Origin of the sequence: Caenispirillum bisanense, assembly GCF_900230255.1 — a bacterium.
In the GTDB taxonomy this organism is placed as follows: Bacteria; Pseudomonadota; Alphaproteobacteria; order Rhodospirillales; family Rhodospirillaceae; genus Caenispirillum; species Caenispirillum bisanense_A.
In genome coordinates, this window is record NZ_OCNJ01000001.1 from 553,267 (window position 1) to 575,635 (window position 22,369).

19 protein-coding genes are annotated in these 22,369 nt (G+C 70.0%); 5 read left to right on the forward strand and 14 right to left on the reverse strand.

The features are described 5' to 3' along the window. The first annotated feature begins 71 nt into the window (after positions 1 to 71). A complete protein-coding gene (locus tag CRP50_RS02750) occupies positions 72 to 842 on the forward strand; it encodes an SDR family NAD(P)-dependent oxidoreductase (RefSeq protein WP_097277436.1) in 771 nt (256 codons plus the stop codon). 608 nt (positions 843 to 1,450) lie between these two features. Here the strand turns inward: CRP50_RS02750 and CRP50_RS02755 are convergent. The 3 genes from CRP50_RS02755 to purE are packed head-to-tail and all read right to left on the reverse strand — an operon-like array spanning position 1,451 to position 3,638. Next, positions 1,451 to 2,032 carry a GNAT family N-acetyltransferase gene (locus tag CRP50_RS02755; RefSeq protein ID WP_097277437.1) on the reverse strand — a complete coding sequence of 194 codons (582 nt, stop codon included), beginning with the start codon at positions 2,030 to 2,032 and terminating at the stop codon, positions 1,451 to 1,453. Further along, the gene (locus tag CRP50_RS02760) at positions 2,016 to 3,146 is read right to left on the reverse strand and encodes a 5-(carboxyamino)imidazole ribonucleotide synthase (protein WP_097277438.1); all 1,131 of its coding nucleotides are present in this window, start codon (positions 3,144 to 3,146) and stop codon (positions 2,016 to 2,018) included. Before CRP50_RS02760 ends, CRP50_RS02755 begins: the two co-directional genes overlap by 17 nt. Before the next feature lie 9 nt (positions 3,147 to 3,155). Then, positions 3,156 to 3,638, reverse strand: a complete 483-nt coding sequence (gene purE / locus CRP50_RS02765; RefSeq protein ID WP_097277439.1) for a 5-(carboxyamino)imidazole ribonucleotide mutase — start codon at positions 3,636 to 3,638, stop codon at positions 3,156 to 3,158. A 162-nt stretch (positions 3,639 to 3,800) separates the two neighbouring features. Here purE and CRP50_RS02770 point away from each other — a divergent pair, with 162 nt between their 5' ends. After that, the gene (locus tag CRP50_RS02770) at positions 3,801 to 4,562 is read left to right on the forward strand and encodes a GGDEF domain-containing protein (RefSeq protein WP_097277440.1); all 762 of its coding nucleotides are present in this window, start codon (positions 3,801 to 3,803) and stop codon (positions 4,560 to 4,562) included. A 27-nt stretch (positions 4,563 to 4,589) separates the two neighbouring features. Here the strand turns inward: CRP50_RS02770 and CRP50_RS02775 are convergent, their stop codons facing one another. Further along, positions 4,590 to 4,796 carry a YdcH family protein gene (locus CRP50_RS02775; RefSeq protein ID WP_097277441.1) on the reverse strand — a complete coding sequence of 69 codons (207 nt, stop codon included), beginning with the start codon at positions 4,794 to 4,796 and terminating at the stop codon, positions 4,590 to 4,592. Positions 4,797 to 4,894: 98 nt separating this feature from the next. On the opposite strand from CRP50_RS02775, the gene CRP50_RS02780 reads away from it, so the two are divergent. After that, positions 4,895 to 6,073 carry an ATP-dependent 6-phosphofructokinase gene (locus CRP50_RS02780; RefSeq protein WP_245913338.1) on the forward strand — a complete coding sequence of 393 codons (1,179 nt, stop codon included), beginning with the start codon at positions 4,895 to 4,897 and terminating at the stop codon, positions 6,071 to 6,073. Between the two features lie 28 nt (positions 6,074 to 6,101). Here CRP50_RS02780 and CRP50_RS02785 read toward each other — a convergent pair whose 3' ends face one another. Further along, on the reverse strand, positions 6,102 to 6,680 hold the full coding sequence (locus CRP50_RS02785; protein ID WP_097277442.1) for a UbiX family flavin prenyltransferase: 579 nt from the start codon (positions 6,678 to 6,680) through the stop codon (positions 6,102 to 6,104). Between the two features lie 138 nt (positions 6,681 to 6,818). Between CRP50_RS02785 and CRP50_RS02790 the strand changes: the two genes are divergently transcribed. After that, positions 6,819 to 6,986 carry a YdcH family protein gene (locus tag CRP50_RS02790; RefSeq protein ID WP_097277443.1) on the forward strand — a complete coding sequence of 56 codons (168 nt, stop codon included), beginning with the start codon at positions 6,819 to 6,821 and terminating at the stop codon, positions 6,984 to 6,986. A gap of 306 nt (positions 6,987 to 7,292) precedes the next feature. Beyond that, a complete protein-coding gene (locus CRP50_RS02795) occupies positions 7,293 to 9,302 on the forward strand; it encodes a propionyl-CoA synthetase (RefSeq protein WP_097277444.1) in 2,010 nt (669 codons plus the stop codon). A gap of 82 nt (positions 9,303 to 9,384) precedes the next feature. Here the strand turns inward: CRP50_RS02795 and CRP50_RS02800 are convergent, their stop codons facing one another. From CRP50_RS02800 to CRP50_RS02840, 9 genes are all read right to left on the reverse strand, one after another. Continuing rightward, positions 9,385 to 10,191 carry a MetQ/NlpA family ABC transporter substrate-binding protein gene (locus tag CRP50_RS02800; RefSeq protein ID WP_097277445.1) on the reverse strand — a complete coding sequence of 269 codons (807 nt, stop codon included), beginning with the start codon at positions 10,189 to 10,191 and terminating at the stop codon, positions 9,385 to 9,387. 256 nt (positions 10,192 to 10,447) lie between these two features. Next, on the reverse strand, positions 10,448 to 12,547 hold the full coding sequence (gene ligA, locus CRP50_RS02805; RefSeq protein WP_097277446.1) for an NAD-dependent DNA ligase LigA: 2,100 nt from the start codon (positions 12,545 to 12,547) through the stop codon (positions 10,448 to 10,450). Then, a complete protein-coding gene (recN, locus tag CRP50_RS02810) occupies positions 12,544 to 14,217 on the reverse strand; it encodes a DNA repair protein RecN (RefSeq protein ID WP_097277447.1) in 1,674 nt (557 codons plus the stop codon). Before recN ends, ligA begins: the two co-directional genes overlap by 4 nt. A 19-nt stretch (positions 14,218 to 14,236) precedes the next feature. Then, on the reverse strand, positions 14,237 to 15,082 hold the full coding sequence (locus CRP50_RS02815) for an outer membrane protein assembly factor BamD (protein WP_097277448.1): 846 nt from the start codon (positions 15,080 to 15,082) through the stop codon (positions 14,237 to 14,239). 446 nt (positions 15,083 to 15,528) lie between these two features. Beyond that, positions 15,529 to 16,530, reverse strand: a complete 1,002-nt coding sequence (gene lpxC, locus CRP50_RS02820) for a UDP-3-O-acyl-N-acetylglucosamine deacetylase (protein ID WP_097277449.1) — start codon at positions 16,528 to 16,530, stop codon at positions 15,529 to 15,531. Between the two features lie 304 nt (positions 16,531 to 16,834). Then, positions 16,835 to 18,559, reverse strand: a complete 1,725-nt coding sequence (ftsZ, locus tag CRP50_RS02825; RefSeq protein ID WP_097277771.1) for a cell division protein FtsZ — start codon at positions 18,557 to 18,559, stop codon at positions 16,835 to 16,837. 575 nt (positions 18,560 to 19,134) lie between these two features. Then, positions 19,135 to 20,451 carry a cell division protein FtsA gene (gene ftsA, locus CRP50_RS02830; RefSeq protein WP_245913340.1) on the reverse strand — a complete coding sequence of 439 codons (1,317 nt, stop codon included), beginning with the start codon at positions 20,449 to 20,451 and terminating at the stop codon, positions 19,135 to 19,137. A 26-nt stretch (positions 20,452 to 20,477) separates the two neighbouring features. Next, the gene (locus CRP50_RS02835) at positions 20,478 to 21,464 is read right to left on the reverse strand and encodes a cell division protein FtsQ/DivIB (RefSeq protein ID WP_097277450.1); all 987 of its coding nucleotides are present in this window, start codon (positions 21,462 to 21,464) and stop codon (positions 20,478 to 20,480) included. Beyond that, positions 21,452 to 22,363, reverse strand: a complete 912-nt coding sequence (locus tag CRP50_RS02840) for a D-alanine--D-alanine ligase (RefSeq protein ID WP_176525019.1) — start codon at positions 22,361 to 22,363, stop codon at positions 21,452 to 21,454. Before CRP50_RS02840 ends, CRP50_RS02835 begins: the two co-directional genes overlap by 13 nt. Positions 22,364 to 22,369 lie beyond the last annotated feature (6 nt).

Consider the following 22,369-nt stretch of genomic DNA (forward strand, 5'->3'; position numbering starts at 1 on the left):
CGGCGGCACACATCCGCCCGGCGCCGCCGCGCGTAGGTAGGGCATCGCCCGCCTGCGCCGGAGGAGCCGCCATGTTCGCCACCGCCTGGGTCACCGGAGCCAGTTCCGGCATCGGCCGCGCCACCGCCCTGCGGCTCGCGGCCCAAGGCGTGCGCGTCGCCGCCAGCGCCCGCTCCGAAGCCAAGCTGGCGGAATTGGCGCTGGAGGCCGAGCGCCTGGGCGGCAGCATCGCCACCTATCCGCTGGACGTGACGGACCTGGACGCCTGCCGCACCACCGTCCGCCGCATCGAGGCCGGAGTCGGGCCCGTCGACTTGGCGCTCTTCGTCGCCGGCACCGACGCGCCCATGGGCGGCGCCGACTACTCCGCCGAGACGGCCGCGAGGGTGATGGCGGTCAACTACCAGGGCACGGCCAACTGCCTGGACGCCGTGCTGCCGGTGCTGCGCGAGCGGCGGCATGGGCGAATCGGCGTCACGGCCTCGGTGGCGGGCTACCGCGGCTTTCCCGGCTTCGCCGCCTACAGCCCGAGCAAGGCCGCCCTCATCGCCCTGTGCGAGAGCCTCCACGGCGACCTGCGGCGCGACGGCATCCGGCTGTCGGTCATCAACCCGTGGTTCGTGCGCACGCCGCTGAGCGAGGGCGCCCGGTCCCCCGTGCCCTTCGCCATCACGCCCGAGCGGGCGGCGCGGGAGATCGTGCGCGGGCTGCAGCGAGACTGCTTCGAGATCCTGGTGCCGCCGGAGATCGCCGGCCAGTTGAAGGCGGGCCGCGCCCTGCCGGACGCCGTCTACCTGCCACTGTCGCGGGTGCTGGGGGCGGTGCGGTCGGCGTGGCCGTGAGGGGGAGGGGGCTGTCGGCGGAACGGCCCGCCGCTCCTTCCCGTAGTGTCATGCGCGGGCTCGACCCGCCCTTCGGCGGCGCCCCGGACGGCGGCCGTGGAGGACGGTGCGCCACGGTAGCCGCCGGGGGCGCCGTGGATGGCCGGGTCAAGCCCGGCCATGACAATTTCTTCTGTCTTTTCAACAGTTTGTCATGCGCGGGCTCGACCCGCGCATCCACGGCTTCCCGGACGGTGACCGTGGAGGACGGTGCGAGATGCCCGCCGCCGGTGGCGTCGTGGATGGCCGGGTCGAGCCCGGCCATGACATTTTAGGCTGGAAAATCAACCACTTGTCATGCGCGGGTTCGACCCGCGCATCCACGGCTCCCCGGACGGCGGCCGTGTAGGACGGTGCCGGATGGCCGCCGCCGGAGGCGCCGTGGATGGCCGGGTCAAGCCCGGCCATGACAATTTCTTCTGTCTTTTCAACAGTTTGTCATGCGCGGGCTCGACCCGCGCATCCACGGCTTCCCGGACGGTGACCGTGGAGGACGGTGCGAGATGCCCGCCGCCGGTGGCGTCGTGGATGGCCGGGTCGAGCCAGGCCATGAAAATTTCACTGACCGTTCAAGGCCTTGCCGGCAGCGCGTCCCCGCGCACCGCCGCATAGAGGTGGTCGTCGCGCCACACGCCGCGGACGTCGGCGTGGTGGCGGAGGGTGCCTTCGCGGCGCATGCCGATGCGCTCCATCACCCGCCACGAGGCCTCGTTCTCCACCGCCGCCACGGCCCAGACGCGCTCGAAGCCGGCATCCCCGAGGGCGAAGCGCAGGACCAGGGAGGCGGCTTCCGTCATGTAGCCCTTGCCCTGCTGGGCGGCGTCGAGGCCCCAGCCCATGTCGGCGGCGCGGTTGGCGGCGTCCTGGGTGCGCAGTTCGATGGTGCCGCAGATGCGGTGCAGGTCCAGCGGCTCGATGGCCCACAGCCAGCGGTCGGGGGCGTCGGCCTCGGCCATCTTGGCGGCGTGGAAGGCGGCGACCGAGCCTGCCGTCAGCGGCGGCAGCGGCAGCCAGCGCCAGAAGGCCGGGTCGACGGCGTAGCGCTGCATCTCCGCCAGGTCGTCCACCCGCAGCGGGCGCAGCAGCAGGCGCGCCGACTTCAGGGCGCGGCCGGGCTTGGGCTCGGCGACGGCGTCACCCGTGATGTCCATCGTCCGACAGCGGCAGCAGGTAGTTGATGTGACCCATCTTGCGGCCCGCCCGCGTCTCCGCCTTGCCGTAGAGGTGGATGTGGGCGGTCGGGTCGGTGACGGCGGTGCGCCACAGCTCGATGTCGGCGCCGATGAGGTTCTTCATGCGGCAGTCGCAGCGCCGCCGCGGGCTGCCGAGCGGCAGGCCGGTGACGGCGCGCACCAGCTGCTCGAACTGGCCGGTGAGGCAGGCGTCCATGGTCCAGTGGCCGGAGTTGTGGGGCCGCGGCGCCATCTCGTTGACCAGCACATGGCCGTCGCGGCCGACGAACATCTCGACCGCCAGGATGCCCACGAGTTCGAGCGCTTCCGCCGCCTTGCGGGCCACGGCGACGGCGTCTTCCAGGGTCTTGCGGCCGCGCGGGCCGGTGATGGGGGCCGGCGCGATGGTGGTGTCGAGGATGTGGTGGACGTGGATGTTCTCCACCGGGTCGAAGGGCGCCACGTGACCGTCCAGCCCGCGGGCGACGATGACGCTGATCTCGCGCTCGAAATCGATGAAGCCTTCCAGTACGGCGGCGTCGGTCTTCAGCGACGCCCAGGCTTCGGCCAAGTCGGTGGCGGCCTCGATCTTCACCTGGCCCTTGCCGTCGTAGCCCATGCGGGCGGTCTTCAGCACCGACGGGCGGCCGAGGTCGGCGACGGCGGCCTCCAGGTCGGCCAGAGAGTGCACCGCCCGCCAGGGCGCGGGGGCGATGCCGATGCCGTTGAAGAAAGCCTTCTCGCGCAGGCGGTCCTGCCCCGTTTCCAGGATGTGGGCGCCGGGCCGCACGGGCACGCGGTCGGCCAGGAAGCGCACCGGGGCGAGGGGGATGTTCTCGAACTCGTAGGTCACCACGTCGACGACGGCGGCGAAGGCCGCCAGCGCCGCCTCGTCGTCGAAGCCGGCGCAGGTGGTGGCGCGGGCGACCTGGGCGGCCGGCTCGTCGGGGCTCTGGCAGTAGACGTGGACGTGATAGCCGAGCTGGGCGGCGGCGAGCGCCGTCATGCGGCCCAGCTGGCCGCCGCCGAGGATGCCGATGGTGCTGCCGGGCGGCAGGAGCTTGGACGCGGAAGCCGGGGCGGGCGTGGTCATGGCGGGCTCTCAGGTCTCGTCGACGGGGGCGTCGGCGACGGCGGCGGTCTGGCGGGCGCGGTAGGCATCCAGCTTCTGCGCCACCTCGGCATTGGTCAGGGCGATGACCGAGGCCGCCAGCAGGCCGGCGTTGACGGCGCCGGCGCGGCCGATGGCGAGGGTGCCGACCGGCACGCCGGCCGGCATCTGCACGATGGACAGCAGGCTGTCCATGCCGTTGAGCGCCTTGGACTGCACCGGCACGCCAAACACCGGCAGCGGCGTCATGCTGGCCGCCATGCCGGGCAGGTGGGCGGCGCCGCCGGCCCCGGCGATGATGACCTTGAGGCCGCGGTCGCGGGCGGTGGTGGCGTAGTCCACCAGGCGCTGCGGCGTGCGGTGGGCCGAGACGATCTTCACCTCGTGGGCCACACCCAGTTCGGTGAGCACGTCCACGGCATGGCGCATGGTCTCCCAGTCCGACTGGCTGCCCATGATGATGCCGACGTCCATGGTGTGCTCCTTCGCTCGGGGTCCGTCGCGGAAAGACGGGGATTATAGGCACCGCCGCCGCCCCTGCAAGGGCGCGGACGCGGGCGCGCGCTGGAAGTCGCCGGATGCGCCCTTACTTCCGGAAGTGTTAGACTATGCGGGAACATCGGAGGGCGCTCGACCATGGCCGACATCAACCGTCCCCCGCCCTCCATGGCGGTCGGCTGGAACGGCGGCGGCAATCCGCAGCAGCAGAACCGCAAGCGCGCCTTCCAGCGGGCCGTCAGCGCCTATGGCTCGACGCCGATGCCGGAGCCGCACGACACGCTCTCCTTCCACGGCATTCCGCCGCGCGAGCTGACGGAGTCGGTGCGCCACGCCCTGGAGGACATGGTCGGCGAGATCGACCGCCTGCGCTGGGCCCTGGAGCAGAGCGAAGGCCGCCAGGCCTATCTGGAGGGGCTGGCCGACCGCGACCCGGTGCTGCCGGTGCTCAACCGCCGTGCCTTCGAGCGGGAACTGGCGCTGCTCATCCAGCGGACGGGCGACGATCCGGCGACGCCCCCGCCGGTGCTGGCGACCTTCTACCTGGAGAACTTCGAGGCTCTGCACGCCGACCGCGGCATGGAGGCGGCGGAAACCGCCCTGCGCCACGTGGCGGAAACCCTGCTGACGCACGTGCGCCAGTCCGACGTGGTGGGGGCGACCGGCGGGGCGGGGCTCGGCGTCGTGCTGACCCTGGCCGACGAGGCGGCGCTGCGCGACAAGGCGGCCCAACTGGCGGAAGCGGCCGTCGCCTGGCCGCCGCGTCACCTCGACGTCGCCCTGCCGCTGCGCCTGCGGTGGTCGCTGCTGCGCCTGCGCGGCGACATGAGCGTGGCGCATGCGCTCGCCCTGGCCGACGCCCGCCTGCGCGAAGGATCGGACGACGGGCGGGCCGCGTGACGCCGATCGTGCAACCGGACGGTGGTCTCAGGCGATGATATCGGGGTGCAGCCGTCCCTCGATGTAGGCGATCTCGTCCTTGAGGTTCAGCTTCTTCTTCTTCAGGCGCTGCATCTGCAATTGATCGAACGGCGCCCGCTCCAGCAAACGCGCGATCACGTCGTCCAGGTCGCGATGTTCCTGCTTCAATTCGGTGAGGCGGAGTTGCAGACGCTGGGTCTCGTCGTCGATCATAATGCTCTGGCCTGGATAGATTTAACGCCTTTGACACTACCAGATGCCGGCCTAAAAAGGTATGCAGTATCGCGGCCACCAGGGGAGAGAGTGCTGACATGACCAAGCCCATCAAGCGCATCGGCGTGCTCACCAGCGGCGGCGACTGCGCCGGCCTGAACGCCGTCATCCGCGCCGTGGCCTATCGCGCCATCCGCACCTACGGGTGGGAGGTGTTCGGCATCGTCGACGGCACCATGGGGCTGATGAACCGGCCGCTGCAGTACCGCATGCTGGATCTACACTTCTTCAACGGCAACCACCTGCGCGAAGGCGGCACCATGTTGGGCACGACCAACAAGGGCGACCCCTTCAACTTCCCCATGCCCGACGGCAGCAAGCGCGACCGCTCGCCCGATTTCGTGGAAGGGGTGAAGCTGCTCGGCCTCGACGCCCTGGTGGTGATCGGCGGCGACGGCAGCATGCGCATCGTCTCCAAGCTGTGCGCCACCGGCAACATCGGCATGGTCGGCGTGCCGAAGACCATCGACAACGACGTCCACTGCACCGACACCTCCGTCGGCTTCTCGACCGCCGCCAACGTGGTGACCGAGGCGCTCGACCGCCTGCAGCCGACGGCGGCCAGCCACCACCGCGTCATGATCCTGGAAGTGATGGGCCGCGACGCCGGCCACATCGCGCTCAATGCCGGCATCGCCGGCGGCGCCGACGTGATCCTGGTGCCGGAAGTGCCCTATACGCTGGAAGGCGTGGCCGACAAGATCAAGGAAGTGCTGCACGGCGAAGGCCGCAGCCACGCCCTGGTGGTGGTCGCCGAGGGCTGCAAGACCGCCGAGGGCTCGACGCCGAGCGTCTCCTACTCGGGCGGCCAGACGCGCTACGGCGGCATCGGCCACTACCTGACGGAGCAGATCGCGGCGCTGACCGGGGCGGAGACGCGCGTCACCATTCTCGGCCACGTGCAGCGCGGCGGCATCCCCTCCATGCACGACCGCCTGCTGGCCTCGGCTTTCGGCGTGCATGCGGTGGACCTCGTGGCGCAGCGCCGCTTCGGCCGCATGGTGGCGTGGCGCGACCGCAGCGTCATCGACGTGCCGCTCGACAACGTCACCATCGGCGCCCGCGCGCTCGACCCGCACGGCGCCCTGGTGCACACGGCGCGCGGCCTCGGCATCTATTGCGGCGAGTTCGGCGAGGATCTGGAAAGCCCGGCGGAATGCTGCGGCCCCGCGGTCGTCACCCGCGACGCCGACGCCGCCGGCCCGGAAACCATCTGACGAAGCACCTTCGCTGCGGGCGGCGGCGTCAGCCGTCGCCGCCCCAGCGCTTCACCACCCCGGCATCCAGCCCGAACAGATCGAGCGTGCGGCCGACCGCATGATCGACGATGTCGTCCAGCGTCTGCGGCCGCGTGTAGAAGGCCGGCACCGGCGGCGCCACGATGGCGCCCATTTCCGTCACCGCCGCCATGGCCCGGATGTGGCCGAGGTGCAGCGGCGTTTCCCGCACCATGAGCACGAGGCGGCGGCGCTCCTTCAGCGTCACGTCGGCCGCCCGCGTGATGAGGTTCGCGCCCGTGCCGGCGGCGATCTCCGACAGGGTGCGTACGGAACACGGCGCGATCACCATGCCGAGGGTGCGGAACGACCCCGACGACGGCGCCGCCGCCAGGTCACCGTGGCGGTGGTAGACGTCGGCCAGCGCCCGCACTTGGGCGACCTTCAGGTCCGACTCGTGGGCGAGCGTCACTTCGGCGGCGTCGGACATGACCAGATGGGTCTCGACGTCCAGCCGGCGAAGGATTTCCAGCATCCGGATACCGTAGATGATGCCGGAGGCGCCGGTTATTCCGACTATTACGCGGGGTCGGGTCGGGTTGTTCATGAAGCTGTGTCCCAGTGGGGCGTATGGGTAATAAAGCGAAAGTCATACGGTCACAGTAGCTTAACGGATTGCCTGGAATCCGGCTTCGGAATGGCGTACCATTCTCGGCGTACCATATCGGTAAGACGGAGGTTTGCCATGGGCTATGATGCTCGGATCGACGCTCTCTCCACCAAGCATGCTTCTCTGGAAGCGCAGTTGCAGGAGGAATTTCGGCGACCGATCCCCGATACTTCCATGGTAGCCATCATCAAGAGACAGAAGCTGAAGATAAAGGACGAACTCGCCCGCATGTCGCGTCATTGACGCCGCGCGGACGACGCCGAGGGAACCAAGAGGTCCAGTAGAAAATCAGCACTGACTTGCCAACGATGCGGCCACGCCGTTTCGTCTCATAGCGCAAAGCGCCAAGGTTGCCGATGACCGCCCGAAGAGTCGGGCTGCGGCACCGAAACGAGCAAGGCCTCGACCGCATGGACGGCGAGGCCTTTTCGTTTGTCCGACAGACGGCGACAGGTATCCGATTGTCGGACCAAGGGACATTTTCTTGAACCTTACGGCCTTCGGCGCGAACATTTATGCATAAGCGCCCTTTCCTCGGCGCAACGATTGATGCAAACTCGCCCGCACACATCGGAGGGTCTTCCGGTGCGGCCGGCGTCCCGGTGCCGGCCCGAGAAAGGCAGAAGACACCAAACAAAGGAACGACGTCAGGTCATGACCAGTCCGTATCAAGCCGCTCACGAGCGCTCGCTGAACGATCCGGAAGGTTTCTGGGGGGATGCCGCCAAGGAGATCACCTGGACCAAGCCGGCCACCAAGGTGCTCGACGACAGCAATGCGCCGCTCTACCGCTGGTTCACGGGCGGCGAGCTGAACACGTGCTACAACGCCGTCGACCGTCACGTCGAGGCCGGCCGCGGCGCCCAGACCGCCGTCATCTACGACAGCCCGATCACCGGCACCAAGCGCACCATCACCTACGCCGAGCTGCTGGACGAAGTGAGTCGCTTCGCCGGTGCGCTGGCCGCCAAGGGCGTCGGCAAGGGCGACCGCGTCATCCTCTACATGCCGATGATCCCGGAAAGCGTCGTCGCCATGCTGGCCTGCGCGCGCCTCGGCGCCGTGCATTCGGTGGTGTTCGGCGGCTTCGCGGCGCACGAGCTGGCGACCCGCATCAACGACGCCAAGCCGAAGGCGATCATCGCCGCCTCCTGCGGCCTCGAGCCCAACCGCACCGTCGCCTACAAGCCCATGGTGGACGAGGCCATCCGCGTCGCCGAGCACAAGCCGGAAACGGTGGTGGTCTACCAGCGTCCGCAGTGCCAGGCCGAGCTGCAGGCGGGCCGCGACTACGACTGGGCCGCGCTGGTGGCCGATGCCGCCCCGGCCGCCTGCGTGCCGGTGGCCGCGACCGATCCGCTCTACATCCTCTACACCTCCGGCACCACGGGCCAGCCGAAGGGCGTCGTGCGCGACAACGGCGGCCATGCCGTGGCGCTGAAGTACACCATGGCGGCGCTCTACGACGTGCAGCCGGGCGACGTGTTCTGGGCGGCGTCGGACGTGGGCTGGGTGGTCGGCCACTCCTACATCGTCTACGGCCCGCTGCTGCACGGCTGCACGACGGTGGTGTTCGAGGGCAAGCCCGTCGGCACGCCGGACGCCGGCACCTTCTGGCGCGTCATCGAAGAGCACGACGTGAAGGTGCTGTTCACCGCCCCGACGGCCTTCCGCGCCATCCGCCGCGAGGACCCCAACGGCGAGTTCCTGAAGAAGTACTCGACCAAGAGCCTGACCGCCCTGTTCCTGGCCGGCGAGCGTTCCGACCCGGAGACGCTCAAGTGGGCCGAGCAGATGCTGAACGTGCCGGTCATCGACCACTGGTGGCAGACGGAAACGGGCTGGGCCATCTGCGGCAACCCCAAGGGCATCGAGCTGTTCCCGGTCAAGCACGGCTCGCCGACCAAGGCCATGCCGGGCTGGAACGTGCAGGTGCTGGGCGAAGACCACCAGCCGGTGGCGCCGACCCAGATCGGCGCGCTGGTGTGCAAGCTGCCGCTGCCTCCGGGCACGCTGCCGACCCTGTGGAACGCCGAGCAGCGCTACCGTGACGCCTACCTGACTGAATACCCGGGCTACTACAAGACCGGTGACGCCGGCTTCGTGGACGACGACGGCTACGTCTACGTCATGACCCGCACCGACGACGTCATCAACGTCGCCGGCCACCGCCTGTCCACCGGCGCCATGGAAGAAGTCCTGGCGCAGCACCCGGACGTGGCGGAATGCGCCGTCATCGGCGTCGCCGACGACCTGAAGGGCCAGACGCCGCTCGGCTTCGTGTGCCTGAAGGCGGGCGTCGATCGCGACGACGCCGACATCGTCAAGGAACTGGTCAAGCTGGTGCGCGACGAGATCGGCCCGGTGGCCGCCTTCAAGCAGGCCGTGGTGGTCAAGCGCCTGCCGAAGACGCGCTCGGGCAAGATCCTGCGCGGCACCATGCAGAAGATGGCCGACAACCAGGACGTCAAGGTGCCGCCGACCATCGACGACCCCGACATCCTGCCGGAGATCGAGGACGCGCTGGAAGCCATCGGCCTCGGCAAGAAGCGCGGCTGATCGGGCGTCCGAACTGCCTCGCACGAGAAAAGGCCCCGGCGGTGACGCCGGGGCCTTGCTCGTTCAGGGAAGGAAGGGCGGCTCAGAACGCCGGGACGACGGCGCCCTGGAAGCGCTCCAGGATGAACTCGCGCACCTTCGGCGTCTGGTAGGCCTCGACCAGGGTCTTCACCCACGGCGCGTCGGCGTTCTTGCCCTGCACCACGATGATGTTGGCGTAGGGGCTGTCGGCCTTCTCGATGGCGACGGCGTCCTTCAGCGGGTTGAGGCCGGCCTCCAGCGCGTAGTTGGTGTTGATGGCGGCGGCGGCGACGTCGGGCAGCACGCGCGGCAGCTGGGCGGCATCGACCTCGGTGAACTCCAGGTTCTTGGGGTTCTCGGCGATGTCGAGCGGGCTCGGCGTCAGGCCGACGTCGTCCTTCAGGCCGATGACGCCCTGGGCGTCCAGCAGCAGCAGGGCGCGGCCGCCGTTGGTCGGGTCGTTGGGGATGGCGATCTGGGCGCCTTCGGGCAGGGCGTCGAGGCTCTTCACCGACTGGGAGTAGATGCCCATGGGCTCGACGAAGTTCTTGCCGACGGAGACCAGGTCGAAGCCGCGATCCTTCACCTGCTGGTCCAGGTAGGGCTGGTGCTGGAAGCTGTTGGCGTCCAGGTCGCCGTCGGCGAGCGCAGTGTTCGGCAGCACGTAGTCGGTGAAGGGCACGATCTCGAGCGTCAGGCCCTTTTCCTTGGCGACCTCGCGCACGACTTCCATCACCTCTTCATGGCTGCCGGGGGTGACGCCGATGCGCACGGTGTCCTTGGTGTCGGCCATGGCCGGGCCGGCCAGGGTGGCGGCGGCGAAGACGGCGGCGACGGCGAGCGGGCGGAGGGCGGTGAAGGTCGGCATTCCGGAACGGTCTCCCGTGGTTGGTTCGGCACAAACAAAAACCGCCACAGCCAACGGGCCGGGCGGTCGGAAAGCGGGACCGGCTTCGGCTTTAGCTGCATTTGTTGAGCGCCCGCAATCTGAAGATCAAATCGGCGCTGCCGTGGCGGCGACACCAGACATAGGGCAGGGCGGCGCGGCGCGCCACCCATTTCACGCTCATGGCTGGTATGAATGTAGTGCAAAACACAGCGGGCTTAAGTGGAACGGGACCCCGTCATCCTCCGATCAGGCGGAGGAATTCCTCTTCCGTCATGGTGGCGACGCCCAGCTCCTGGGCCTGCTTCAGCTTGGAGCCGGCGCCCGGGCCGGCGACCACCAGGTCGGTCTTCTTCGACACCGACCCCGCCACCTTGGCCCCCAACGCCTGGGCGCGGGCCTTGGCCTCGCCGCGGCTCATGGTTTCCAGGGTGCCGGTGAAGACGACGGTCTTGTCCTTGATGGGGCTGTCGCTCGCCACCTGCTGCTCGAAGGGCTGCACCTCGACGCCCGCCGCTTTCAGGTCCTCCAGCACGTCGATGTTGTGCTGCTCGGTGAAGAAGCCGGTGAGGTCGTCGGCCATGCTCTCGCCGATGCCCTCGATGCCGATCAGGTCCTTGTGCGCCTCGCTCTCCTTGTCGGCGGCGGCGCGCATGGCCTCCACCAGGGCATCGAGGGTGCCGTAGACGCGGGCCAGCAGGCGGGCCGTGGCCTGGCCGATCTGCGGAATGCCGAGGGCATAGACGAAACGGTCGAGGCCGATGCGGCGGCGGGCGTCGATGGCGTCGAACAGGTTCTGCGCCGACTTCTCGCCGATGCGCGGCAGGCTGCTGATGCGCTTCTGCCCCGGTGTTTCCAGGTCGCGCAGGCGGAAGATGTCGGCCGGCGCCTTCAGGTAGCCCCGCTCGTGGAACAGCTCGATCTGCTTGGCGCCGAGCCCTTCGATGTCGAAGGCGTCGCGCGAGACGAAGTGCTTCAGGCGCTCCACCACCTGATCCTTGCAGATCAGGCCGCCGGTGCAGCGCCGCGCGACCTGGCCGTCCTCGCGGATGGCCTGGCTGCCGCACACCGGGCAGACGTGGGGGAACTCGTAGTCCGCGGCACCACGCGGCTTGCCCTCGACCACGCCGAGGATCTGCGGGATGACGTCGCCGGCGCGCTGGACGATCACGGTGTCGCCTTCGCGCACGCCCTTGCGCTTGATCTCGTCCTCGTTGTGCAGGGTGGCGCGGCTGACCACCACGCCGCCGACCGTGACCGGCGTCAGGTGGGCGACTGGCGTCAGCACGCCGGTGCGGCCGACCTGGATCTCGATCTTCTCCAGCACCGTCTGCGCCTGCTCGGCGGGGAACTTGTGGGCGATGGCCCAGCGCGGGCTGCGGCTGACGAAGCCCAGGCGCTTCTGCAGGTCGATGCGGTCGACCTTATAGACCACGCCGTCGATATCGTAGGGCAGGGACGGGCGCCGCTCGTAGACCTCGCGGTAGAGGTCCATCACCTCCTCCACCGAGCGGCAGAGGCGGGCCAGCGGGTTGGTCGGCAAGCCCCAGGCGTGCAGCTGCTCCAGGTAGGCCCAGTGGGTGGTCGCCTCGTAGCCGACCACCTCGCCCCAGGAATAGGCGAACAGCGACAGCGGCCGCGACCGCGTGATCTCCGGGTCCTTCTGGCGCAAGCTGCCGGCGGCGGCGTTGCGCGGGTTGGCGAAGATCTTGCCGCCGGCCGCCTCCTGCCGCTCGTTCAGGGCGAAGAAGGCGTCGCGGCTCATGTAGACCTCGCCGCGCACCTCCAGCACCGCCGGGGCGTCACCTTTCAGGCGCTCGGGCAGGTCGGCCAGCGTGCGCAGGTTGGCGGTGATGTCCTCGCCCTCCTGCCCGTCGCCGCGCGTCGCAGCCTGGACGAAGACGCCGTTCTCGTAGCGGGCGCTGAAGGACAGGCCGTCGATCTTGGGCTCGGCGACGATGTCGAGCGGGTCGTCCTCGGCCAGCGACAGGAAGCGGCGGATGCTCGCCACGAAGTCGCGCACGTCCTCTTCCGAGAAGGCGTTGTCGAGCGACAGCATGGGCACGCGGTGGCGCACCTTGGCGAAGCCGGCGGCGGGGGCGGCGCCCACCGTCTTCGACGGGCTGTCGTCGCGGACCAACTTTGGAAAGAGTGCTTCGATGGCCGCATTGCGCTGCTTCAGCGCGTCGTACTCGGCGTCGGAGATGGTCGGCGCGTCTTCGGCGTGGTAGCGGCGGTCGTGCTCGGCCAGTTCGGCGGCGAGCGCGGCCAGTTCGTCCCGCGCCTCGTCCTGCGTCAGGTCGGCCGGGTCCTTCTGGCGGAGTGTCGTGTCGGTCATGCGGCTGTCGTGTTCAGGAGGCTGTCGGCGGCGGCGCGGGCTTCGTCGGTGATGCGCTCGCCGGCCAGCATGCGGGCCACTTCCTCGCGGCGGGCGGCGGCGTCCAGGCGCTCCACGGTGGTGGCGACGCGGCCGTCGCGCTCGTGCTTGGAGACGCGGTAGTGGCGGGCGCCGCGGGCGGCGACCTGCGGGCTGTGGGTGACCACCAGCACCTGCAGGCGTTCGGCGAGGCGGCCGAGGCGTTCCCCGACGGCGGCGGCGGTGGCGCCGCCGATGCCGGCGTCGACCTCGTCGAACACCAGGGTCGGCACCGGGCCGATGCTCGCCAGCACCACCTTGAGCGCCAGGGTGAAGCGGGAGAGTTCGCCGCCCGAGGCGATCTTGGCGATGGGGCCGGGCGGCGCGCCGGGGTTGGTCGCCACCTCGAAGGCCACGCGGTCGAGTCCCTCGGCGCTCCAGGACCCTTCCTCCAGCTCCTCGACACGGGTGACGAAGGTCGCCTTGTCGAGCTTGAGCGGCTTCAGCTCGGTCATGACGGCGGCATCGAGCGTCTTCGCCGCCGCGGCACGGGTCTTGTGCAGGGCGCGGGCGGCCTCGACGTAGGTCTGGCGGGCGGCCTGTTCCTCGCGGATCAGGCGGGTGATGTCGGCGCCGCCGCCTTCAAGGGCCGCGAGCCGCTTCTCCAGCCGCGCCTGCACGTCGGGCAGCCCGTCGGGGTCGACGCCGTGCTTGCGGGCCAGCGCCCGCAGTTCGAACAGACGTTCCTCCACCTGCTCCAGGTGGCGCGGGTCGAGGTCGATCTCGCCGGCGGCCTTCTCCAGCAGGTTCAGGGCTTCCGATGCCTCGATGGCGGCGCGGTCGAGGGCGTCGAGGATGGGCTGCACGGTGGTGCCGGCCTTGTCGAGGATGCGCTGGAGCGACCGCTGGGCGCCGCGGAAGGCGCCTTCCACGTCGGCGGTCTGGGTGACGGCGGCCAGCGCGCCGTTCAGGCCCTCGGCGATCTGCTCGCCGTGCATGAGCTGGCTGCGGCGGTCGGCCAGTTCCGCTTCCTCGCCGGCCTTGGGGCCGAGGGCGCGCAGGTCTTCCACCGCGTGGCGCAGGGCTTCCTCTTCCTGGCGGTCCTTCTCCAGGTCGGCTTCCGCCTGGGCGCGTTCCTTGGCCTTCTCGCGCCATGCCTTCCAGGCGGCGCGCACGGCGGCGACCTGGGTCTCCAGCGCGCCGTAGGCGTCGAGCACGCCCTGGTGGGTGGTGGCGTCGAGCAGGCCGTGGGTCTCGAACTGGCCGTGGATCTCCACCAGCGTGTCGCCGAGCCGGCGCAGCAGGCCGACGGAGGCGGGCTGGTCGTCGACGAAAGCGCGCGAGCGGCCGTCGCGGCTGACCGTGCGGCGCACCGTCAGCACGTCCTCGCCGGCATCCAGGCCCTGGTCCTTCAGGATGGCGCGGGCGGGGTGGTCGGGGCCGACGTCGAATACGGCGGTCACCGACAGCTGGTCGGCGCCGTGGCGCACGAGGCCGCTGTCGGCGCGGTCGCCGAGGGCAAGCCCGAGGCTGTCGAGCAGGATGGACTTGCCGGCGCCGGTCTCGCCGGTGAGCACGCCGAGCCCGCCTTCGAAGTGAAGGTCCAGGCGGTCGATCAGGACGACGTCGCGGATCGACAGGCTGACGAGCATGATGGCTCCCGCGTCGCCGTTACCACAGGGCCGGCAGGCTGGGCAGCCAGCCGGAATCCTGCGCCGTGTCCGTCACCGGCTGGCCGCCCTGGGCGACGGCATAGGCGTCTTCGTACCACTCGCTGCCGGGGTAGTTGTGGCCCAGCACGGCGGCGGTCTTCATGGCCTCGGTCTGCATGCCCAGCAGCGCATAGGCCTCCACCAGGCGGTAGAGCGCTTCCGGCACGTGGCTGGTGGTCTGGTAGACTTCCACCACCGACTTGAAGCGGTTCACGGCGGCCAGGTACTGCTTCTGCTTCAGGTAGTAGCGCCCGACGTCCATCTCCTTGCCGGCCATGTGGTCGACGGTGAGGTCGAGCTTCAGCTTGGCGTCGCGGGCGTACTCGCTGGTCGGGAAGCGGTTGATGACGTCCTGCAGGGCGTCGTAGGCCAGGCGCGTCATCTTCTGGTCGCGGCCGACGGAGCTGATCTGCTCGTAATAGCTCAGCGCCTTCAGGTAATAGGCGTAGGGCACATCGGGGTTGCCCGGGTGCAGTTGGATGAAGCGGTCGAGCGCGATGATGGCGTCGTCGTACTTCTCGGCCTCGTAATAGGAATAGGCAGACATGAGCTGCGCGCGCGTGGCCCACGACGAATAGGGGTGCTGGCGCTCCACCTCGTCGAAGGACTTGGCGGCCTGCTCGTAATTGCCCTCGCCGACATCGGCCATGGCGATGTTGTAGAGCTCCTCCACCGGGCGCTCGACATAGGCGTCGGGCTCGTTGTCGGACGAGCACGCGGCCAGCGCCACCGCCGCGGCGGTGGCGAGAAGGGTGCGGCGCATCCAGCGGAGGCCGGCGGCGGAGGTACGGAACTCGACGGTCATCTCGGCTCGCTAATGGTCGCAGGCAGGTCGGCAGCGGCCGCACTATACCCCACCGGCGCGGGAGGTGTCAGCAGGTAGTGTGGTGGCGGGGTGGGGAAGGGGGGAGCTCGGTCGGAAGGGAGCGGCCGGGCCTCCGCGGCGTGCACCGCACGGGCCGTGGAGGGCGTCGTCATCACGGCTGCCGTCTGTGGAGCCGTGGATGGCCGGGTCGAGCCCGGCCATGACAATTTTCACTGATTTTTCAATTACTTGTCATGCCAGGCCTCCGAGCCGGGCATCCACGGCGTGCACGCCGGCGGCCGTGGAGGGCGGCGTCATCACGGCAGCCGTCCGCGGAGCCATGGATGGCCGGATCAAGTCCGGCCATGACAATCTTCTTTGCTATCAGCAGGTTGTCATGCCCGGCCAGGACACTATCCCAGCGGTCTTTCAAACACTGGTAGCCCTCAGGCGCTGAGGCGCACCGGGGCGGCAGCCGCAGGCACCGCGGCGCCGGCGGCTTCGTCGGCGCGCAGGGGCTCGAGGGTCCAGGCGCTGCGGTCGGCGAACAGGGCGCGCAGCAGCTTGTTGTTGTGGGCGTGGCTGGAGCGTACGCCGTGGAAGCGGCCGACGATGGCATGACCGGCCAGCGCCAGGTCGCCGACGGCGTCCAGGATCTTGTGGCGGACGAACTCGTTGCCGAAGCGCAGGCCGTCCTCGTTCAGGATCTGGTCGTCGTTGACCACCACCGCGTTGTCGAGCGAACCGCCGAGGCCGAGGCCGGCGGCGCGCATCTTCGGAATGTCTTCCAGCATGCCGAAGGTGCGGGCGCGCGCGATGTCCTGCTTGAAGGTCGCTGGCGTCACCAGGAAGGCGTCGCGCTGGCGGCCGATGGCGCGGGCGGTGAAGTCGATCTCGAAGTCGACCGTCAGGCCGCCGCGGCCCGGCGTCAGGGCGGCGACGGTCTCGCCGTTGCGCACGGCCACTTCGCGGCGGATGCGGATGACCTTGCGCGTCGCGTCCTGCTCGACGGTGCCGGCGCATTCCACCAGGAACACGAAGGGGGCGGAGGACCCGTCCATGATCGGCACTTCCGGGCCGTTCAGCTCCACCACCACGTTGTCGAGGCCGCAGCCGGCCAGCGCGGCCATCAGGTGCTCGATGGTGGCGACGGTGACGCCCTGGTCGTTGGCGATGACGGTGCACAGGCGGCTGTCGGCCACCGTGTTCCACAGGGCGGGGATCTCGGCGTTGCGGCCGGCGATGTCGGTGCGGCGGAACACGATGCCGGTGTCGGCCGGCGCCGGCTGCAGGGTCATGGTGACCTTCTGGCCCGAATGCAGGGCGATGCCGGTGCACGAGATGGCGCTCTTCAGTGTCCGCTGGCGCGCGTAAGTCGCCGGGCGGTCTTCACCGCGGGTCGGCGCACTGCGGTCGGCGATGTCTTCCCGAGCGTTCTCGACGAACATTATTCATTCCCCTTCGGCGGATCCTCTTCAACTCGCACGTTCCGGTCCTGGTCTTTCCGGTTATTGCGTTCGAGGCGGGACACCGCATCTGTCAGGTTTTCGATGATGCTTTTCTAACGCTCCATCCCGCAACTGCACAAATCAATCATTGTTGCAGATTGTTACGGCGGGCCGGGCGTTTGGCGCGGCAGGGGAATAAGGGAGTGTTGCAGTGCGAAAAAGGATCGGCCCGCCCGGGGAGGGCGGGCCGACAAGTTTGTGTTCAGACGTCCGGCAGAGGCATCCGCCGGGTGCGCCGCGTCGGTCAGTTGGCCTGACGGCGCAGGAAGGCCGGGATTTCCAGTTCGTCGTCGTCCTGCGACGAGGTCTGGACCCGGTCATCGGGGTCGACCGCGAGGCGCATCTGCTCCGTCGTCGGACGGGCCTGCGGCGCCTGCGGCTGCTGGTGGTGCTGGGTGCGCACTTCCGGCTCCTGGTGCGGCGCGGCCGGGGTCGCGCGGCGGGCGAGGCCGGTCATGCGGGCGAGCAGGCCCTGCGCCAGGGTGCGGTGCTCCTCCGGCTCGATGGAGGTGCGGGTCTGGGCGCTACCCTGCAGCGGCTGCGGACGCGGCGGCACGGCCATCGGGCGCGGTGCCGGCTGCGGCGCGGCGGCCTGCGGCTGGGCGGCGGCGCGCGACGCCTCCGGCTGGTGGTGCTGCGGCGCGGCGGCGTGGCCCGCCGAACCCGGCGTCACCGGGGCGCGCGGGATGAACACGTCGCGCGGCTGGGTGAAGCGCGGCGCGGCCGGAGCCGTCGGACGGGCGAGGCCGCCGTGGGTGCCGGTGGCCTGGAAGGCGGCCGGCTGCTCTTCCTCGACCACGGCCGGGGCCTGCATCGGCGCCTCGGCGGCGACGTGGGCGGCGGCCTGGGCGGCCACCGGCTCGACCTCGGCGGTCGGCTGCTGCGGCGCCGGAGCGGCGGGGGCAGCGGCGGCGGCCGGCGCCGTCAGCGGCTGCGGACGCGGGGCGCCCGGCATGGCGACGGTGGTGCGCTGCGGGTGATGGCCGGCCATCGCCTCGGCGTTGATGCCGGTGGCGACGACGGAGACGCGCATCTTGCCTTCCATGGCCTCGTCGAAGCACGAGCCGAAGATGATGTGGGCGTCGGGGCTTTCGACCTCGTCCTTGATGCGGTTGGCGGCTTCGTCGACCTCGAACAGGGTGACGTCCGGGCCGCCGGTGATGTTGATGAGCACGCCCTTGGCGCCGCGCATGCAGGTGTCTTCCAGCAGCGGGTTGGCGATGGCGGCTTCGGCGGCCTGCAGGGCGCGGTTCTCGCCGTCGGCCTCGCCGGTGCCCATCATGGCGCGGCCCATGCCGGACATGACGGTGCGGACGTCGGCGAAGTCGAGGTTGATGAGGCCCGGCATCACCATCAGGTCGGTGACCGAGCGCACGCCCGAGTTCAGCACGTCGTCGGCCATCTTGAAGGCGTCGGCGAAGGTCGTGCGCTCGTTGGCGACGCGGAACAGGTTCTGGTTCGGGATGATGATGAGGGTGTCGACGAACTGCGCCAGATCGTCGATGCCGTTCTCGGCCAGACGCATGCGGTGCACGCCTTCGAACTGGAACGGCTTGGTCACCACGCCGACGGTCAGGATGCCCATGTCGCGGGCGATGCGGCTGATGACGGGAGCCGCGCCGGTGCCCGTGCCACCGCCCATGCCGGCGGTGATGAACACCATGTTGGCGCCTTCCAGCTCCTTGGCGATCAGGTCGTAGCTCTCTTCGGCCGCGGCATTGCCGACGTCGGGGCGGGCGCCGGCGCCGAGGCCCTGCGTCACGTCCATGCCGAGCTGGATGCGGCGGTCGGTGCGCGCGTGGTTGAGGGCCTGCGCGTCGGTGTTGGCGACCACGAAGTCGACACCTTCGAGGCCGCTCAGAATCATGTTGTTCACGGCGTTTCCGCCGGCGCCGCCGACACCGACGACGGTGATTCGGGGCTTCAGCTGCGCCCCGATGCCTTCGGGGGCATGGAAGTTGATCGGCATGTTAGCCTCCGTGTGCGTCTGAACGGGGAGATGTGTACCAGGATTTTGTTCTTTGTTCAGCGTGCTTTTCGGTGCATTCGCAAAATCTTCGGTGCGTTCATGCAAGGTTCCGTCACCCTGCGCAAGATCTGGCTTTTCCGTAGGTGTGGAGAGGACTTTCAGCAGGTGGCGTTCCTGCTCGGTCAAGCCATCGCTACCCTCTGATGCACCTTCGTTTTCCGGCTGCGGCGCGAGCGAGTGGTGCTCGATGCGCAGGTCCGAATCAGTGGGATGGTATTCCTCGGTCCCATCCGGCTCGGCGAAGCAGCGGGCGACCGCCTGCGACACGGATTCCGCGAGGTCGAGCGCGCTCGGCGCCGACACGTCCACCGGCTCGGGCAGCAGGCCTTCCACCGCCGGATCGACACCCTCGGGCGGACCCCAGATCATGGCCGACAGCACCGCGGCGGCGCGCTTGGTGGCGCCCAGCGCACGGATGGTGTCGCGGTCGTCGTGGGCGGGCTGCTCCGCGGGGGACGCCTCGGCGATGCGATGGCCGAACTCGTCCAACATGCGCCACTCGGTCTTGTCCGCCATCAGAAGTTCTCCCGCAGCCACTGTGAGATCCGTGCGATCCCGGCGCCGACGCCGGAGCCGCTCCTGCCCTTGGTCTTGCCCTTGCGGGCGCCGCGCGCCTTGCCGGCGGCGGCGGCCGGTTCGTCCGGCTCGGCCTGCTGCGGCGTCTCCACGTGGTCGTAGGCGGCGTAGCGCACGAGGCCCGCGACGGTGGAAAAGGCCGGGCCGGAGACGCTCTCCGGCAGGCCCTTGATGCGCAGCGGGCGGCCGAGGCGCACCTGCTTTTCGAGGATGGTTTCCGCCAGGTCGCGCAGGCCCGCCAGCTGGCTCGCGCCGCCGGTGACGACGCAGCGCGGGCCGACGGCCTTCAGCAGCCCCGCCTGGTCCAGGTGCTGGCGCACCAGCTCCAGCGTCTCCTCGACGCGGGGGCGCACGATGTGGACCAGCATGGAGCGCGGCACTTCGTTGGGCGTCGTGTCGTCCTCCTCGCCGACCAGCGGCACCTTCAACAGGTCGCGGTCGTCGGCGGGGGTGGCGATGACGCTGCCGTACACCGTCTTCAGCCGCTCGGCATTGGCCACCGGCGTCGACAGGCCCTTGGCGATGTCGTTGGTGACGTGGTTGCCGCCGACGCCGACACTGTCGACGTAGACGATGTGGCCGTCCTGGAACACGGCGATGGTGGTGGTGCCGCCGCCCATGTCGATGACGGTGACGCCCATCTCCTTCTCGTCCTCGACGGCGCAGGCGAGGCCAGAGGCATAGGGCGAGACGACGCGCGCCTCGATCTCCAGGTGGCTGCGCTCGACGACGGTGGAAAGGTTGCGCACCGCCCCGGCGGCGGCGGAGACGAGGTGGATGTCGACGCCCAGCCGGTCGCCGTACATGCCGCGCGGGTCGACGATGCCCGGCGTGCCGTCGATGGTGTAGCCGATGGGGATGCAGTGGACCAGTTCGCGGTCCTCGCCGACGTGGTGGGCGCGGCCGGCTTCCAGGATGCGGCGCACGTCGCGCTCGCGGATCTCGTGGCCGGCGACCGCCAGGTCCACTTCCACCTTCTGCGAGCGCGGCTGGCCGCCGCTGACGTTGACCAGCACCTTTTCGACGCGCTGGTTGGCCATCTGCTCGGCGGCGTCGACGGCGGCGCGGATGGAGCCTTCCAGCTCCTCCATGTTGGCGACCTGGCCGCCGCGCATGCCGCGCGAGCGGTGGTGGCCGACGCCGAGCACGCGCAGGCTGCCGTCGTCGTCCGCATGCGCGATGAAGCAGGCCACCTTGGTGGTGCCCACGTCCAGCGCAGCGATCGTTCCGGTGCGTGTCTTGGCCTTCGACGGCACTTGGGTCGTTCCTTCCGTTTTCTCTCTCAGGCCTCGCGGCCGGCGCCGGGGGCGAGGGGCAGCGGCATGGCTTTCAGCTTCGGTCCGCCCTTCATCCGGTCGCCGACCGGGATGCCGTCGCCGTTCAGGCGGACGACGACGCGGTCGGTGAGGCGCAGGTCGATTTCCGTCAGGTCGTTGGCCAGCATGCGGTGGGTCTGCTCGATCTGCGCCATGCGGGCCCAGGCCGCGGCGGCGCCGGTTTCGGGCAGCTTCACCGTGATGCCGTGCTCGAAGTCGTCGAGCAGGATGTCCCAGCGGCGGTCGCCGCGGCGGGTGGCCGCCTTGACGCGCGGTGCGAGGCTCGGCTCGCCGTTCAGCATGGCGAACAACTCCGCCGCCGCCGCCGGAGCGCCGCCGCCGACGATCACCGGCAGATGCCCCCAGGTGCCGACGTCCTGCACCGGAATGGCCGCGCCGCCGGCGTCGGTGAGCATGAACTGTCCGTCCTCGCGCTGCCACAACGCGATGGGAGTACGTTCCTCTATGCGGACATGCACGGTGTCGGGCAGGCGGCGCGAGACGACCGCCTTGCTCACCCACGGCAGGGCTTCCAGCGCTTCGCGGGCGGCCTGCATGTCGAGGTCGAGGATGGAGGCGCCGCGCTGCACGTTCAGGGCGGCCAGGATGTCGCGGCCGTCGGTGCGGTTGCGGCCTTCGACCATCAGGTTGTTGACGGTCAGGCCGAGCCCCTGGCTGACGGTGGCGACGGCCGAGCCGCTCGCCGCCATGCCGCGGTCGAGCGCGCCGGAGCCGACCAGCCACGCCGCGCCCAGCGACACCGCCAGCGACAGCAGCGCCGCACCGGCGATGCGGCCGTCGACGCGCGGCAGCCGGCGGCGCCGACGCACGGTGCGCGCGGCGGCGGCGCTCGCCCCCTGGCGCGGGGCGGCGGTGCGCTTGACGCTCTTGCCGCCGCGGCCCGGGAAGATGTCGAGCGGCGGCAGGGGAACGGCGAGGCTCAGCAGTCGCATGCGGCGGTCTCCACCATCCAGTGGCACAGCGCGGGGAACGGGATTCCGGCGAAGGCCGCCTGCTCGGGGACGAGGGACGTGGCGGTCATGCCGGGCTGGGTGTTCACTTCGAGAATCACGAGGCGCTCGCCGTCGTAGCGGATGTCGGTTCGCGACACGCCACGGCAACCGAGCGCCTGGTGGGCCCGCACGGCGACCTCCATGGCACGTTCCGTCAGCTCCGGACCGATGTCCGCCGGCAGAACGTGCAGGGATCCCCCTGCGGCGTACTTGGCATCATAGTCGTAGAAGCCGCGCTGGGTTGTGATCTCCGTCACGGCCAACGCACGATCTCCCATGACGGCGACGGTCAGTTCGCGGCCCGGCACGAAGGCCTCCACCATCACCTTGTCGCCGAACGGCCAGTCGTCGTCGGCGAAGCGGTGGTTGTCGCCCTCGCGCATGATGTGCACACCGACCGAGCTGCCCTCGTTGAGCGGCTTGATGACGTAGGGGCGCGGCAGCGGATCGACGCCCGACAGCATTTCCTCGCGCCCCACGATGCGGTCCTCGGCGACGCTCAGGCCGGCCTGGGCGAACAGCAGCTTGGCGGTCGGCTTGTCCATGGCGATGGCGCTGGCGAGCCGGCCGGAGTGGCTGTAGGGGATGCGCATCATGTCCAGGATGCCCTGGATGGCGCCGTCCTCGCCGAAGCGGCCGTGCAGGGCATTGAGCACCACGTCGGGCTTCGTCTCGGCCAGCGCCTGCACGAAGGCCGGCACGTCGCGCGGCACGTCGATGGCGGCGACGTCGACGTAGCCGTAATCCTTCAGCGCCTTGACGGCGGCCGCACCGGAATTGAGCGACACGTCGCGCTCCGCCGAGAAGCCGCCCATGAGCACGGTGACGCGCCGGGTGATCGGGGT